The organism is Scytonema sp. NUACC21 (genome assembly GCF_054684315.1).
In genome coordinates this window covers 1-15264 of record NZ_BAAFZH010000080.1, presented here as the reverse complement: position 1 = coordinate 15264, position 15264 = coordinate 1, and the positions used below count along the sequence as shown (strand labels likewise).

Sequence of the window (15264 nt, the reverse complement as noted above, 5' to 3'; positions counted from 1 at the left end):
TCCAAAAGGAACCAGAATGATGAAGCTTTTTAATTTATCCAAAATTGTTTAATATAGTAATCTGGTTCTTCTGAGTTTAGCCATTGATTGCACCGCTGAATTGAACCACAATGTAGAATGGGCAAAACTTAATGGATAGAGTTGATCTGGGCAGTTATTATCGAAAAGTATGGAACTCTAGAATTCTTACAACAAACTAACGATTGAAGGAAGACCTAACGATGAAGTATCGACAACTTGGCACTAGCGCTCTTAATGTTTCTGAAATCAGTTTAGGCTCTTGGTTAACTTACGGTGGTGGAGTCGAACGACAACAAGCAGAAGCTTGCATTCACAAAGCTTTTGATGTCGGCATTAATTTTATCGACACCGCTAATGTCTATGGGCGTGGTGCAGCAGAATCTTTGTTAGGTGAAGTTTTGCAGGGTATCGATCGCACCTCTTACATCTTGGCAACCAAAGTTTACTTTCCGATGTCGGACACTGACAAAGGATTATCTGCTGCCCAAATTTCCAAGCAAATCGATGCCTCATTGCAGCGACTGCGTACAGATTATGTCGATCTCTATCAGTGCCATCGCTATGACGTGAATACCCCACTAGAAGAAACAATGACAGCATTGACCGATGTTGTCCGGCAAGGAAAGGCTCGTTACATTGGCTTTAGTGAGTGGAGCCCAGCACAGATTCAAGCGGCGTTGAATCTTCCTAATGTTGAACAATTCGTATCTAGCCAGCCGCAATACTCAATGCTATGGCGTAAACCTGAAGCTGAAGTATTTCCATTGTGTGCGGCTAATGGCATAACTCAAATTGTCTGGTCTCCCCTAGCGCAAGGTGTTCTGACTGGAAAATATCAACCAGGCGTTGTACCACCTCAAGATTCCCGTGCGGCAAATGAGCAGATGAATGGGTTTATGGGAGAGTTGCGTAGCGATCTCGTTCTGGCTGCCGTGCAAAACCTCAAGCCAATCGCACAGCGATTAAATATCTCAATGCCTCAACTGGCGTTAGCATGGGTGTTACGAGATGGGCAGGTGTCCTCTGCCATCATTGGTGCAAGCCGTCCCGAACAAGTAGTAGATAATGCAGGCGCATCAGGTATCAACTTAAGCGATGACGTGTTGCGCGAGATTGATGGCGTGCTTGCACCTGCTTTACCTTACACAGCCGCTCGTTAGCTAGGAGAGAACTAATTTTGATTCCCATCTCGAAACGAGCCGGAAAGTCAGAAACCCCACGGCTTTAGCTGTGGGCTTGAAAAAGCCCATCTGACCAGCCTAAGTCTTAACTGACTACGTTAGAGGCAAGAGTTAAAGACCTACCAGGGGATGCGTAGCTAGTCCCCCGATCTAGAACCAAATTGTTAAACATCTGTACAAGGGTGATATAAAGACAATTTGGGGGCGTTAGCGTAGCTTGCCGACAAAGGAGGCATACGGTTGTTCGCCCTCTTACGTGTTATGTCAAATATTCTTATGGTCATAACAACATAGAATCAACAGTTCTATGCTGAGTCTGGTGAAGTCAGTTAACTGAATTACTCCAATTAACTACGAATTACTTCGTTTTGCCTACTTCTCTATCTTAAAGAATCTAAATCTAGAGATTGCATTCCTTGGCGTTCCACATAAGCCAGCATACTTCCTAACTGGAACCAAACAAGCAAGCAAGTTAGAAAGGTAACTGGCACACCAACTGCATAAGCAAGAAAGGGTGGAAAACCAAATATTTCAAAACCCGCACAGAGAAACAGACATACACCAGCTGTTATCCCCAGAAATGGTAGAGACAATTGTCTAACCGACATTCGAGAACCAGAAGTTTCTGCACCATCATTCTGCCATTTCTGTACAATTAATTTCAATGTTCCGGCTAAAGCTACACCAGAAGCTAGTGCCGCAAAAAGTCCAACCACTAACAAAACGTAAGGTGGTTCTTGAGGATAGTAGTACATGAAAACTCCTGATGGGTATTGGGTAAATAAACGGTTAACAGTTAAAAGTTAACAGTTAAAGAAAGTCATAAAGAAAAACTTACCATTGATAACTGACAACTGATAACTGAAACCTGAATTCAGGGTTTGCTACCAAAAGCTGCAGCAGATTTTGGTAAAATAGCAGCTACACTTTCTCTTGATAACTCTGTTAACAGTTCAATTGCCACGTCTAATAAGCGAGCGGGTTTTATATCGTCTTTAACCAAATTCCACAGGCGTTGGACTTCTTCGGTGTGAAGGCGGTCATCTTCGGTAAGAGCAAGCACCAACTGTCTTCGGAGAAATTTGCCTTCCTCAGATACCAGGTATTGGAAACCTAACTGGGCTGTGGGCAAAACATCAAAGTTACTGTCTGTGCGGGCGATCGCAACTAAACTTTCCAATCTTTGCCACTGGAACTTGCCATTCTTGAAAAGGATATTGAGCAACCGTCGCCGGAATTGGGGAGTTTCCCCTGTCAGCAATCGTCTTGCCACGTAGGGATAGGCGACCTCAACAATTTTGAAATTTGGATTAAGGCTGAGGGCAATACCTTCTTGGGTCACCAAAGAACGTATAATCAAAGCAAATTGTGCGGGAACTCGGAAAGGATACTCATACATCAGTTCTGAGAACTTGTCTGTAATAGTTTTAAAGTTAAAGTCCCCCACATTTTTGCTAATTGCATCCCCTAAGACCGCTTCTAGTGCTGGTATTATGGGGCGAATATCTGTATCTGGTGTGAGAAAACCTAACTTTACATAATCCTCAGCCAAGTCACCATAGTCTTTGTTGACAAGATGCACGATTGCATCCACTAAAGTTTCTTTGGTAGTTTCACTCAACTGATCCATCATGCCGAAGTCAATGTAAGCCATACGACCATCGGGCAAAGCAAATAAATTGCCTGGATGGGGGTCAGCATGAAAGAATCCATGTTCTAAGAGCTGTTGCAAACCGGATGTAACACCAATCTGGATTATTCCCTCTGGATCTAAACCTGCTTCACGAATGCGCTTAGTATCCGTAAGTTTAAAGCCGTTAATCCATTCTAAGGTCAGAACGGTGGTGTTGGTATAGCGCCAATAGATAGCTGGTACTTTTACCCGCAGGTCATTGCGGAAGTTAGTAGCAAATTTTTCTAAGAGAACCCCGAATAAATCGTTGCTACGCATTTCTATACTGGTTTCGCTAACCCTACCTAAACTTCCTTATAGGTAGGGACTGCGCTCAACATCTTTGTTCAAAAAAGAAGCGGTTGAGCCTGAGATTAGTTGCTTGGCTACTCCCCCAACTTTTCTTGCCCCCGTAGCCAATCTACCACTTCATTAATATCCTGGGTAGAAACTTCTGCATTGGAAGAACCTGTGGGGCTAGTAACTGCAACTTAATTACTGGACATAGTTACCCGCTTTTGCCCAAAATTGGGTAACTTGTTCGGTTTATGCAGTAATTTACCCACTTACTATATGGGTAAATATTGGGTATTTTCTAACCATAGAGTGACACGAATTCATGCCAAATAGAGAGAAATGGTTCAAGGTTTTGTTAACACAGCAAGAGTTTGAAAAACTCCAGGCTTATGCTGAGTTTCAAGGTTGGAATATGTCTCAAGCGTTTAGAGAATGGATTAAAGAATTGCCATGCTCTTAGGATTTAAAACAGAATTGAAATTAAACAACCAACAGCGTACAGAGCTACTAAAACATTGTGGTGTAGCGCGTCACGCTTGGAATTGGGGTTTAGACTTAACCAAGCAAATCCTCGCTCACAACGCTCGCCACCCTAATGACAAAATAAAGTTTCCTACTGCTATCGACTTGCATAAATGGTTAGTCGCGCTAGTAAAGCCTGAATGCCCTTGGTATTACGAGTGCTCTAAATCCGCGCCACAATTCGCTTTGAGAGCTTTACGCTTGGCTTGGAAGCATTGCTTTGAGAAGAAAAAAAGTGCTCCTAGATTCAAGAAAAAGGGCAAGCGTGACTCATTCACTTTAGAAGGAGCGGTGAAAATCCTTGGAAACAACAAAATTCAAGTACCTAAGATAGGCGTATTGAGAACCTATGAACGCTTACCACAAGTCCAAGTGAAATCGGTGACTATTAGCCGTGAAGCAAACAAATGGCTTATATCATTTAGGTTTGACCCTTCAGCACCAAAAGTTGAACATGAGGATACTTGGTTTTTCCCCGTTGTAGGCGTAGATTTAGGCGTCTTAAATTTAGCAACTTTGTCCACTGGAGAAATTGTTGAAGGAGCTAAATCTTACAAAAGGTTTAAAGCTAAGCTATCCAGGCTTCAATGGTTAAACCGTCATAAAGTAATAGGATCTGCTAACTGGAAAAAAGCTCAGCGACAAATAGCTAGGCTGCACACAAAGATCGCCAATATTCGGAAAGATACGTTGCATAAGTTGACTGCACTACTAGCTAAAAACCACGGCGTAGTAGTTATTGAAGACTTGAATGTATCTGGTATGATGGCTAATCACAAGCTAGCCGCTTCCGTTGCTGACATGGGATTTTTTGAGTTTCGCAGACAATTAACCTATAAGTGCGAGTTCTACGGAACTAAACTTGTCATTGCTGACAGGTGGTTTCCTAGCTCTAAAACTTGCTCTAATTGCGGAACAGTTAAAGAAAAACTTTCATTAAAAGTCAGAACTTTTAATTGTGAATGCGGTTTTAGCATTAACCGAGACCTGAATGCCGCTATCAACCTGGAAAACTATTCGTCCGTCACCGCCAGTTAGGTGGAGTGAGCCTGTGGACTGGTAAGTCCAGTCCTGAAGGAGGGTTTCCCTCCGTAGGGAACTGGCGAACCCGTAAGGGAGGGTGCCGACACCACCAGAGTGAAGCAGGAAATGAGCATCAAGGTTCGGTTAGGCTGATGACGAAGAATGTCTAACCTTGGGTAACTTTGGGTAAGCCTTATGTAACGGTAAATGTGGAACACGTTTCTCCCCGTACCAAGGGAGTGATAGAGAGGCGATAACCACAGCGAGCGGTAATTTGCTTTAGTTCGGCATAGTAGTCATCTTGGTTATGTCCTTCTTTTTGTTTTCTAACTGCCTCATCCACCAGTGGGGCAGCAGTACCATTGGGTGTAGACAAATCTGTAGACAATGATGTAAATTCACCAGAGTCAGCAACCAGTTCAGCAATGAAAGCGTTCAACACTTGCTGCAACCTCTCTCGACTCTCCGCCCTTTTCGCCACACGCCAGTTTTTCAAAACGCGATTGCAGAGCGTCAAGAGGCAGCCTGGTTGTAAAGAATTGTAGCGATTTCTTGCAAGCAGACTTGTAGCCTTTCAGTTTCTGTGGCAGTCATAGTTTTAGTTCTTTGGTTGATGAGGTGGGTTGATATTTCTTCTATCGGCGAAACAGAAGCACTGCAGCCTCGGTATGTTTCGCGCCACGATTGCGGCGTCGTCCCATGTAACTTAGAAAACAGGCGACTGAAATGGCGTCTATTGACATAGCCCACAGCTTCAGCAATCTGCTCGATTTTTTGGCTAGTTTTAAGGAGTAAGCGGCGTGCTTCTGCCATACGGCGCTCAGTAATCCACATCAACACAGTTTTACCGGTTTCTTGCCGTACCAGATCCGTGAGGTAAGATGGGGAGCGATCCACTGCCTTAGCTACTTCCCGAAGGCTAATTGAATTTTGGTAATTTTCCTCGATAAAATGGAAGACCTTGAGCAGCAGAGGTTGGGAATGAAGAAACCACTTTTGAAGTCCTATTGTCAATCCCGTAGTGTTAAAGAGTGAGTCAATGTTGGGGTCTTGGGGTTGGGTGTGATTAAGTAAGTAATTCATCTGTTCACTCTCCTTAATTAAATGAAACAGCCTGTAGTTCTTTTACCAGATGCACTTGAACTAGAAACAAATCCAAAAAAGACTTAAGTGGGCGAATTGTAGCTAATCCTTATTTTTTAGAAAAAGCGTCTAGTCATGGATTTAGGCATCATATATATAAGTGATAGTTGTAGTAGGGCAATCTTTCCTTAAACACTTGCAGTTGAGAAATCACCAAATTTGCTGTTAACGTCTAAGCCAATGCAACAGATTCTCAGAGGCATAAACATCACGAAAAAAGCTAAGTTGCTCGGATTTGAAGTAGCATCCTCCTCGATGTCCGCGTCGCACAAAAGTTGCGTTGCCTCTGACAATGATTTCCTTTGTGTCATTGTCGGCACAATTCAACTCGCAGTAGACAAACTCATCATTGAACATAACAATAGGCCAAACTGTCGTGACATCTGGTTGAGAGAGAATTGCCAACCAATGAATTTCTCTATTCATCGCTGTAGCTTTTTCATAAAAAGGTCCATCAGCACAGAAATAGACAAGATTATTGGTGTACTCACCTGTTAAGATATCTGCCCGTCCTTGTCGTACTGCTTCGCAGTGGGTTGGCCACCATTCTTTGTTTTCCTGTTCTATTTGTGATAAGTTATAGTCTGGTGTTATTTCTGGTAAGATATATTCCCTACGGGAGATGTATGTTTCTCCATCTCTTAGCAGTTTTACTGCCAGTTCATTAGAAACTCGTTCTGGTATTGAATAATCTGCAGATAGGTCGCTGTAGTAGCTCGTTCGCTTTGTCATCTTAAGGTTTTACCGAAATATAAGTAAAACTCAAATACTAAAGTAGCATTAGTCTATTTAGATCGAGTTCCTAAAAGCGACGCATTTTATCTACAAAAGTTTAAGAGATGGAGAGGGAAGAAATAGCAAATGACCAAGTTAACTTTCTTTTTTAGAGTAGAGTTCAAAAGAATAAGTCAAAATTGTCTTGGTTATAAAATCTATACCCAAAAGGGGTTGTCAAAAGGTACAATGATATACTGTGTAGGACTCGTAGAGTCACTAAGGAGATAGGTTTTACGGTTGTGGTACTCATGCTTATGCCTAAGATGGAAGTATCCAATTAAAGATTTTCAATCCTAAGGAAAACTCTGAAAGGCAAAAGTTAGGTAGGAAAGGTTCCTGGGCTGTGTTTTGGGGAATGAGCACAGCGTTAATTGTGGAACCCAGAGAGCGGATGTTTTTCTTAGGTTGATAAGTCTGATTTTCGACACTAAAAGAAACTTTATCCAGTAATTATAGATGACTTAAGAAAGAAAACTTAAGCAAAATTTTAGTAATATTACCCAAAACCGCAACTGACGAGCCTTCCAGGAACTAAAAAATTAAGAGATTAGGTGGAATTTATTTTTAGTTCCAATTAACGTGCGACAACTTGCACAGCTAGGCGACGCTTTTGCTCGTCTTAACGAAGCTACAGCAAGAAAATCATAAATTTTAGCCGGACACGGTCTGACTTTAGGATGATACTTCCTAACTATTGGAATATTACTATTTTACATTTGCTTTCTATCTATGGTATGATGAAATTACAATTTTCGCTAGTAGTTTGAAACTTTCAAGTAGTGCTGCAATGTAGTTAAGCGACAGTGAGATGCACTATAAGAGATTTCTTAAAGTTAGAAAAGTTTGTTAGGCAGAAAACGCGTATATCTTGTTTCCCGTGTCCAAAACTCTGAAACATATGATTCGCCGTCTTTTCAAGCGATATTTACATAAATAATTTCAGGCTAAAAAATTAAAATTTTTCTTAAGAGCTTATTTGGATTCCTTAAATTGCGTATATTGAGTTGCTAAGGTCGTGTAAAGTGAGCAAACTTAAGGGCAAGCTAATAGATTGACGAGGGGATATGACGAGACTCACAACTCACATTCTGCATCAAGAGAAATTGATGTTCTTTAATCACTCAATATAAAGCTGAATACCTTGATTTAGCGATAAAAGCCGTAAAAAGAAGGTAGCCTTATCGCGGTTCTTTGTACGTTGTCTGGGTTTGTACGGATAAGTGCAAGATATGAGACAAGCAATGCAGTCAAATTTCCAATTCTTCTACATTGCTGTGACACATAGCTGATAAACACAACTCTTGTAATGGTTCTACGACTACCACTGCACTCAAAAGACAGTTTAGTTTTATTTACACTATCAGAAAGACGCAGCAGTTGGGGGAGTTTTCAATCCTTGCTATACTATGCCAGCCGATGCAATGTAAAGGTTTTTTTTGGGCTGTATATAAGGTAGCAAACAGGAGTTCAAGAGTTCCAAACAGAAAAACACTTCGTCTAGAGCCATTTAGCATTGCGTCTTGAATCAGATTTATCACAAGTAAGCACTATGTAGTTTCCCATTTTCACTGTATGTAGTGAATGTACAAGAGAGTAGTGCAAAACACTTTGTTTGCCATTTGTGTAGCGCATGAAGGGGAAAGCCTTTTGTTAAATTCCCTAAACCTATTTTACAAGTAGAGCCACTTGTCAACCCATATGTATCTGTTTTGCCATTATGAGTGCTGAATCCTTTTCTACTAACAACATGAGTAAGGCTGACTATTTACAGCTAGATACTTGTAGTAAATTTAAGCCAGTTCAGACTGTGCTCTTTAACTATCAATATGGGTCTCAGATTTTTTCGCCATCTAAATCATCTTTGACCGTCTTACCTGTTGCTGATGTTGGACTAAAACCACAATTAGACATTGCGTCTCTTAAAACAAAAGAGCAAGTTGCACCTGTCTCTGTAGCGGAGGCGATCGTTAAGATGTTAGAAGACATGGGAGTGCAATATGCGTTTGGTGTTTCTGGGGGTGCGATCGCTCCTATGTGGCACGCACTGCAACACAGCTCAATCCAAGTGCTTCACTTTCGCCATGAAGCGGGAGCAGCTTTTGCAGCTACAGAGGCTTACTTTGCAAGTGGTCGTCCCGTCGTGGTGTTTACTACAACCGGACCAGGGATCACGAATGCACTGACCGGATTATTCGCTGCACGTTGGGAGGGTGCAAAGGTAATTTTCCTGTCAGCTTCCACCTCAACATCACAACGCGGACGGTGGGCATTTCAAGAAACCAGCGCTTACACCATGCCCAATGCCGGAATTTTTACATCCGAACCACTGTTCAATTACGCCTCCACTCTCGAATGTAGCGATGAACTTCCAGTGGTCTATCGACGGCTTGCGCTTGGCTTAGCCCGATCTGGTGGTTTTGTAGCACACTTGAGTGTTCCTACCAACATCCAAACAAGTTCAGTCAAGACATCTTTGGCACGAGTGAATCTCTCTGTTGCTCCCGCCGCCGCGAGTGAGAAAACGATTGCAGAATGTGCGCGGTTGTTATCAGAAGGACCATTTGCCATTTGGGTTGGCTTTGGTGCGCGGGATGCAGCAGCAGAAATTCGCCCGCTTGCTGAGAGAACGGGGGCTGCGGTGATGTGTTCGCCACGTGGTAAAGGAATTTTTCCCGAAGACCATCCTCAATTTGTGGGGATCACAGGCTTTGCCGGACATACGTCAGTTCTAAAGTATATGCAGGAACACCGTCCTTTGCGCGTGCTGGTGTTGGGAACACGTCTTAGTGAGTGGACTTCTTTCTGGAGTCCTACGATGGTTCCCTCACGAGGGTTCGTGCATATCGATATCGATCCAGAAGTCCCAGGAACTGCGTATTTATCTGCTGAGACGATCGCCATCCAGTCCGACGTGGGAATGTTTGTGAAGGCGCTGTTGAAGCATTTCCCGAAGCGTCAAAGTCGGTCAAAAATCCAGTCTTTGCCTCGATCCTACCGTGTAGCAATGAACCCACGTGCGGATGGTCCGGTGCGACCCGAAGTACTTATGAATGTAATGCAACGGCTAATAGTCGAGGGGAGCGATGCGGTAGTGATGGCTGAGGGGGGAAACTCGATGGCTTGGGGAATTCACCTATTGCGATTTGCCAAACCAAGTCGTTTCCGAGTCACCACCAGGTTTGCGTCTATGGGCCATTTCGTCACGGGTGTTGTAGGTGCCGCGTTGGCATACAACGGTAAGGCAGTTGCTATTGTTGGCGATGGTGCCATGCTTATGAACAATGAAGTGAGCACTGCTGTGAGATATAACATTTCTGCCGTTTGGATTGTACTCAACGACGGGCGTTATAATATGTGCGACCAAGGAATGGCTCTGCTAGGGCTTAAAGGTGTGGACGTAGACATTCCGCAGGCGGATTTCGTCAAGATTGCTTGTGGGATGGGAGCAGACGGCATCCGCGTTGAAAGGGAGTCAGACATTCAAGCAGCGCTGGAGAAAGCAATGGTCTCTCCAGTTCCATTTGTTGTTGATGTGATAATCGACCCGACCCGACCTGCACCAATTAAAAGTCATATTGACAATCTAATTTCGCAGAGTACTACAAATTGCTGAGAGGAAATTTTTCATGGTGTATCAGCCAGTAGGTATTCGCTCGCTTGCATTGAGCTTTCCGAGCATCAGACGTACGAATGATTACTACAGAGAAAAATACCCCGGTCTGGTTGCTCAATCTGAGCAAAAAAGTTTGGCAAGGCTGTTTTCGCTTCCTGGCTCCACCCCTAGTAATGAGTTTGACTTGGAGATGGGGCCTTATCTTAAGGACCCCTTTCGCGGCACTGTCGAACGGTGGGTGCTTGGACCTGGCGAGTCCTCGCTGACGCTTGAGTATCGTGCAGCAAAGGACGCCCTTGATGCGGCAAAACTTTCTCCTGACGATGTTGATCTCATGCTCGTCGCCTCGGTATGGTCTGAAAAAATCGGACTTGGCGATGCCGCGTTCCTTGCCCGTAAACTAGGTCTGCAAGGTGCGGCATGGAATCTTGATGCAACGTGCGGAAGTACCCCGGTCGCGCTTCAAACTGCCTGTGCCCTGGTACGAGCAGGAGAGTACCGCAATGTGCTGGTGGTTATCTCATGCACGTATTCTCGGTATTTCGACGAGGACGATACTATGTCGTGGTTTATGAGTGACGGTGCTGGAGCAATTGTTGTCAGTTCGCTCGAAACGAACCAGGGAATCCTCGGCACAAAGACCATTCATGCCGGTGCGTTGTGTGACGTGGTTTTTCCTAAACTAACTCTGGACGCGCTAGGGAATCCGCAAGTACGCATGAAGCTATGCAAGGAAGCGAACAAGGTAACTCGTGAAACGGCTGTGGGGCTTCTTCGTACGTGCTGTGAGGGTGCTATCGCCGCTGCTGGTGTTAGCTTCGAGCAAATCGACTTTTTTGTTTTCAATACAGCCACGGCTTGGTTCGCAAGCTTCTGCACCCGCGTATTGGGCATTGATCCAGAGCGCACAATCAACCTATATCCTCAGTATGCAAACATTGGACCGGTACTCACTGTGGTCAATCTGTACTACGCTGCACAGTTGGGCAAGATTCGCGAAAATGACTTAGTTCTTATCTATGGCTTTGGTGCTGCTGGTGCTGCCTCTGCAAGTGTAATGCGTTGGGGCAACGTGGCGCTAGCTTATGCTCCCCTCAACAAACCTGAGGAGCCAGTGAAAAGTTCCGCAAACAGGAGCCTCGTTTCTTGTTAAGAATATCTACTAACATTTAAACTATACCCAGTAATTGACGGTGCAAAAACAAATTTTAGGGACCTCATTTTTCTTGTTGTCTTTGATGTTTCCGCATAAGGTTACAGCACAGAACTATGACGAGATTTCTGTTTTTGGCGACAGCTTCTCCGATACTGGTAATGTTTTCAATAGCACGGCAGGAACCATTCCCCCAAGTCCAACCTACTTTAATGGACGTTTCTCCAATGGTCCAGTTTGGGTGGAATATCTTGCACTTGATCTGGGATTAACCTTCAATCCTCGCACCAACTTCGCTGTCGGTGGTGCTACCACAGGTTTCGATAACATCGGTCAAGCTGGTTTACCGAGATTACAGCAGGAACTCAATTCCTTTACGGCAGCTAATAAGTCTGCAGAGCCGAACGCCCTCTATATCCTGTGGGCTGGTACTAATGATTACCTCGATTACTTTTCTGGTGGCGTTCCTAATTCTAGCGAGATTGACGTTTGGTGCTTTAGGTGCAGTATTGCTACGAAAACACGAATAGCTATCGGTTAGTGCAATAACATGGGCTAGTATAACCAGACCCAAAAGTTGTCAGGGTCTGGAAGTATAAGCTCGGATTTCAGTGTCTGAAACCCTGATTAATACGTAAGTGATTTGCGTGCCAATTCCTAATAAGGAAGCATAATTTGTCCAAATCCACTTTGTGGAAGCATAAAAGTTGCTGTGAGTCAGAATATTTTTTGAGGTTGAATACTTCAGTTGAAGATTGTTTCGGGAGTTCTGGCTGACAGCCTAAGAGAGATATATCAAACTTTTCAGCATTCCAATGAAGCTGCTCTTCAAGTATTGTTGACTCGAATTTACAATCGTAAACTAGTTGCGTTGTATAGTGGAAGGTTAAGAAAAGATTATCAAAAAGAACCAAATAACTTTCACACAACGCCCAGGTCTGATTTTCTACTGTGACTTACGAGTTGTAACTGAGGACTTTTGGGGAAATTCACCGTTGTCCTTGGCTAATTTGATAGACATTTCAATCAAAAAAGCAGCAAGATTAGCCGTAGGGCGACCTTGATATGCAGCCCATACTTCTAAATCCTCTAAGACGCTATCCGGTAAAGTAACGTTAATTCTTTTGCTCACCTTAAATGCTACCAGTATATACGAATTAAGACCTCTACCAGTTTATCAGTCATGTTAAATTTAGATAATTTACATCTAATTTACATCACTGTAGAGATATACAAGATAGTAAAGCGCGATAACTTGTTGTGGAGCGCTGAGGGTAGGTGCAACCATGATGACACAAGAGGAATTTAACCGATGGTGCATAAGTCAAAGGCTGACGGATTCAGCTGTGATGGAGATTGAAAGGATTCGTAATACTTTGCCATCCCGTAGCGTAGGAAGTCGATGTAAAAACGTGTCGGGGCGTTATCCGAGCCGTAAGATGGGAGTAACAATTCAATTTGAATCTCACAAAGTAGAACTTCCTTTTATATATCAGTTGGAACATACAGAAGATGTTTTAGAATATTACGACCAACCACCTCCTTTTAAAATTCAGTATGTTTCAGCATCAGGGCGAAATCTAGGTGTAATAATTACTCCAGACTTTTTTGTGATTAGTTCTTTAGGAGCGGGATGGGTAGAGTGTAAAACAGAAAACGAATTAGAAAAATTAGCACAAAAAAGTCCTCATCGTTATCAACGTAGTAGTGATAATAAGTGGCAATCACCGCCCGGTTTAGAATATGCCAAGCAGTTTGGCTTTGACTTTCAACTGTGGTCTAGTGCCAAAATTAATTGGATATTGCAGCGGAATTTAGAATTTTTAGAGGATTACTATAAAAGTGATTTGTCACTAAGATTTCAAGAACAATACAACATAGTTACTTCATTGGTAGAAGCACACCCAGGAATTTCTATAGCTGAGTTATTAAACTACAAAGGCGTAGAGGCAGATAACATTTATAGTTTAGTAGCAACAGAAGAAATCTATACAGATTTAACATCACACGTTCTAGTAGAAGCTGAGAAATGTCGAGTTGTTAAATCTCGTGTGATAGAGGATTCTTTCAATGCAATTATCTGTACAGAAAAATCTGATAAAATTATGACCTCATCAGTAATCGAATTAATACCTGGTACGTCAGTATTTTATGATGGGGTTTGTTTAAATATTATTTTAGTTGGTCAAGATTATCTTTTACTGAGTGCCAAAGAGTTTGAAACTATAGAGTTCAAAATCTCTGAGTTTTCCGCTTTAGTAAAAGCCGGGAAAGTTACTATAAATCCCCTAAAAAATCAATCACTTATTTCTGAAAAAGCCCTGGAAATATTAAAGCAAGCTTCCACCGATGATTTAATTAACGCTAATCGTCGTTTCAGCCTATTAAAACCTTACTTGGACGAGCAATCAAGTATAACTGGTAAACCAAAAGAACGGTCATTAAGACGTTGGATTCGTAATTATCAGCAAGCAGAAGAGAAGTACGGTTATGGCTATCTGGGATTAATATCCTTAAATCATCATAAAGGGAATCGGAATCGAAAGCTACCTCAACACGTTCTCGAAACTTTAGAGAAATTTATTACTGAAGAATATGAGAATAAAAAGCAAAAAACCAAACAAGCTGTTTATGCTTCATTTGTAAGCAGTTGTCACAAATCTGGGATGAGCGATGACCAAATTCCTAGTTATAAAACCTTCATAGCCGAAATTAAAAAACGTCCAAAATATACAACAGTAGAAAAGCGTTCGGGAACTCGTGCTGCATATGAAATAGAAGCCTTTTATTGGGAATTAGAATTATCTACACCTCGACATGGTGATTTTCCCTTTCACATTGCTCACATTGACCATACTGAACTAGATATCGAACTGAGATGTTCCCAAACAGGAAAAGTTTTAGGAAAACCTTGGTTAAGTTTGTTAATGGATGCATTTACGAGAAGAATTTTAGCAATTTATATCAGTTATGACCAATACCAACAAGAGAACCCCCAGACTTTTTATCACATTGGGAATATTTATATTCCCGGAGTTTGGGATGTGTTGGTATCCTCAAAAATTGGTCTAGAAATGCTCTGGCAGAGGCCTTAAACGAAAATGCTTCTACTGTGATGCTTAAGCATTTAGAAAAAAGAGCTTTATCAGTTAGTCAATGTCGAAATATTCTCAAACATATTAAAGAAGGAGAAGCTAGATATGCTTCAATTGAAGGAAAAATTGAAGAGCTATATCAAGACTTAGGTTTACATTGTCCATCTATATCCAAACAAAATTACAGTTCAAATTCTGATTCAAAATCTCAAGTCATTCAGCCAAAAAAACGGAAGAACTCAGTGGGAATTCGTAACCCTACACGAGATTCAATAGGGACAGAAAATGCATCAGGACAAATTCACCTTATATCCCCATTATGATTTGCACACCCCGGAGCTAACAAAACGTAGTATTTTATATTACTTAGAGCCGATTGGTGTTGGAACTATTGACTGTGAAAGCTTAACAAGTTATCTCATCCGTTTAGCTGAAGTTCATTGTGTGACTCCAGAAAAATTAATTAAACATAAAATTTATCCGAATTTTTGGGGCCATGATGATTTACGTACATCGGATAAAGGGATTATTGGTAGAACTTTCAAAAATTCTTCTCATATCAAATTACTTAATTTTAGTGGTTGGTATACATCTAAACTAATAGAATCTTTAGAATTTCTCACAGAGCGTACTGATTTAACTTTTTTAACTATGATGCATTGGCACGAATTAATAACTCATGTTTATTTACTCACATCTTGCACCTGGAAATTTGAATGTCAAAACCACAACTACGTGCAAGGGGTGCTAAGCGTTCAATATTAAGT

The 15264-nt window shown here is 42.1% G+C and carries 14 protein-coding genes and 1 pseudogene; 9 read left to right on the top strand and 6 right to left on the bottom strand.

The genetic code is table 11. The features are described 5' to 3' along the window. Positions 1-221 precede the first annotated feature (221 nt). Positions 222-1181, top strand: coding sequence for an aldo/keto reductase family protein (locus ACYRY3_RS17760; protein WP_460202944.1), 960 nt, complete (start codon positions 222-224; stop codon positions 1179-1181). A gap of 401 nt (positions 1182-1582) precedes the next feature. On the opposite strand, the gene ACYRY3_RS17755 is transcribed toward ACYRY3_RS17760, so the two are convergent. Both ACYRY3_RS17755 and ACYRY3_RS17750 read right to left on the bottom strand, forming a co-directional pair. Then, entirely contained in the window at positions 1583-1957 is a 375-nt protein-coding gene (locus tag ACYRY3_RS17755; protein ID WP_460202943.1) for a hypothetical protein, read from the bottom strand. A 119-nt stretch (positions 1958-2076) separates the two neighbouring features. Beyond that, positions 2077-3120 (bottom strand): annotated as a pseudogene (locus ACYRY3_RS17750) (ABC1 kinase family protein); the annotation flags it as partial. 373 nt (positions 3121-3493) lie between these two features. On the opposite strand from ACYRY3_RS17750, the gene ACYRY3_RS17745 reads away from it, so the two are divergent. Further along, positions 3494-3631 carry a hypothetical protein gene (locus tag ACYRY3_RS17745; RefSeq protein WP_460202942.1) on the top strand — a complete coding sequence of 46 codons (138 nt, stop codon included), beginning with the start codon at positions 3494-3496 and terminating at the stop codon, positions 3629-3631. Beyond that, positions 3622-4731 carry an RNA-guided endonuclease InsQ/TnpB family protein gene (locus ACYRY3_RS17740; protein WP_460202941.1) on the top strand — a complete coding sequence of 370 codons (1110 nt, stop codon included), beginning with the start codon at positions 3622-3624 and terminating at the stop codon, positions 4729-4731. Before ACYRY3_RS17745 ends, ACYRY3_RS17740 begins: the two co-directional genes overlap by 10 nt. Positions 4732-4909: 178 nt before the next feature. Here ACYRY3_RS17740 and ACYRY3_RS17735 read toward each other — a convergent pair whose 3' ends face one another. From ACYRY3_RS17735 to ACYRY3_RS17725, 3 genes are all read right to left on the bottom strand, one after another. Beyond that, complete coding sequence (locus ACYRY3_RS17735) at positions 4910-5212, bottom strand: hypothetical protein (protein ID WP_460202940.1); 303 nt, start codon at positions 5210-5212, stop codon at positions 4910-4912. Between the two features lie 17 nt (positions 5213-5229). After that, the gene (locus ACYRY3_RS17730; RefSeq protein ID WP_460202939.1) at positions 5230-5799 is read right to left on the bottom strand and encodes a helix-turn-helix domain-containing protein; all 570 of its coding nucleotides are present in this window, start codon (positions 5797-5799) and stop codon (positions 5230-5232) included. A gap of 225 nt (positions 5800-6024) precedes the next feature. Beyond that, positions 6025-6591, bottom strand: a complete 567-nt coding sequence (locus ACYRY3_RS17725) for a hypothetical protein (RefSeq protein WP_460202938.1) — start codon at positions 6589-6591, stop codon at positions 6025-6027. A 1762-nt stretch (positions 6592-8353) separates the two neighbouring features. Here ACYRY3_RS17725 and ACYRY3_RS17720 point away from each other — a divergent pair. From ACYRY3_RS17720 to ACYRY3_RS17710, 3 genes are all read left to right on the top strand, one after another. Next, on the top strand, positions 8354-10249 hold the full coding sequence (locus tag ACYRY3_RS17720; protein WP_460202937.1) for a ScyA-related TPP-binding enzyme: 1896 nt from the start codon (positions 8354-8356) through the stop codon (positions 10247-10249). 13 nt (positions 10250-10262) lie between these two features. Next, positions 10263-11402, top strand: coding sequence for a 3-oxoacyl-ACP synthase III family protein (locus ACYRY3_RS17715; RefSeq protein WP_460202936.1), 1140 nt, complete (start codon positions 10263-10265; stop codon positions 11400-11402). Positions 11403-11487: 85 nt separating this feature from the next. After that, complete coding sequence (locus tag ACYRY3_RS17710) at positions 11488-11943, top strand: SGNH/GDSL hydrolase family protein (RefSeq protein WP_460202935.1); 456 nt, start codon at positions 11488-11490, stop codon at positions 11941-11943. Between the two features lie 405 nt (positions 11944-12348). Here the strand turns inward: ACYRY3_RS17710 and ACYRY3_RS17705 are convergent, their stop codons facing one another. Further along, on the bottom strand, positions 12349-12534 hold the full coding sequence (locus tag ACYRY3_RS17705; RefSeq protein ID WP_460202934.1) for a ribbon-helix-helix domain-containing protein: 186 nt from the start codon (positions 12532-12534) through the stop codon (positions 12349-12351). Positions 12535-12841: 307 nt separating this feature from the next. Between ACYRY3_RS17705 and ACYRY3_RS17700 the strand changes: the two genes are divergently transcribed. Genes ACYRY3_RS17700 through ACYRY3_RS17690 form a run of 3 tightly spaced genes read left to right on the top strand, consistent with a single transcriptional unit; the run spans position 12842 to position 15262 of the window. Continuing rightward, positions 12842-14497 (top strand): hypothetical protein, encoded by a 1656-nt coding sequence (locus ACYRY3_RS17700; RefSeq protein ID WP_460202933.1) that lies wholly within the window; start codon positions 12842-12844, stop codon positions 14495-14497. 20 nt (positions 14498-14517) lie between these two features. After that, positions 14518-14820, top strand: a complete 303-nt coding sequence (locus ACYRY3_RS17695) for a hypothetical protein (RefSeq protein ID WP_460202932.1) — start codon at positions 14518-14520, stop codon at positions 14818-14820. After that, positions 14783-15262 (top strand): TniQ family protein, encoded by a 480-nt coding sequence (locus ACYRY3_RS17690; RefSeq protein ID WP_460202931.1) that lies wholly within the window; start codon positions 14783-14785, stop codon positions 15260-15262. The genes ACYRY3_RS17695 and ACYRY3_RS17690 overlap by 38 nt, the downstream gene beginning before the upstream one ends. The last annotated feature ends 2 nt before the right edge of the window (positions 15263-15264 follow it).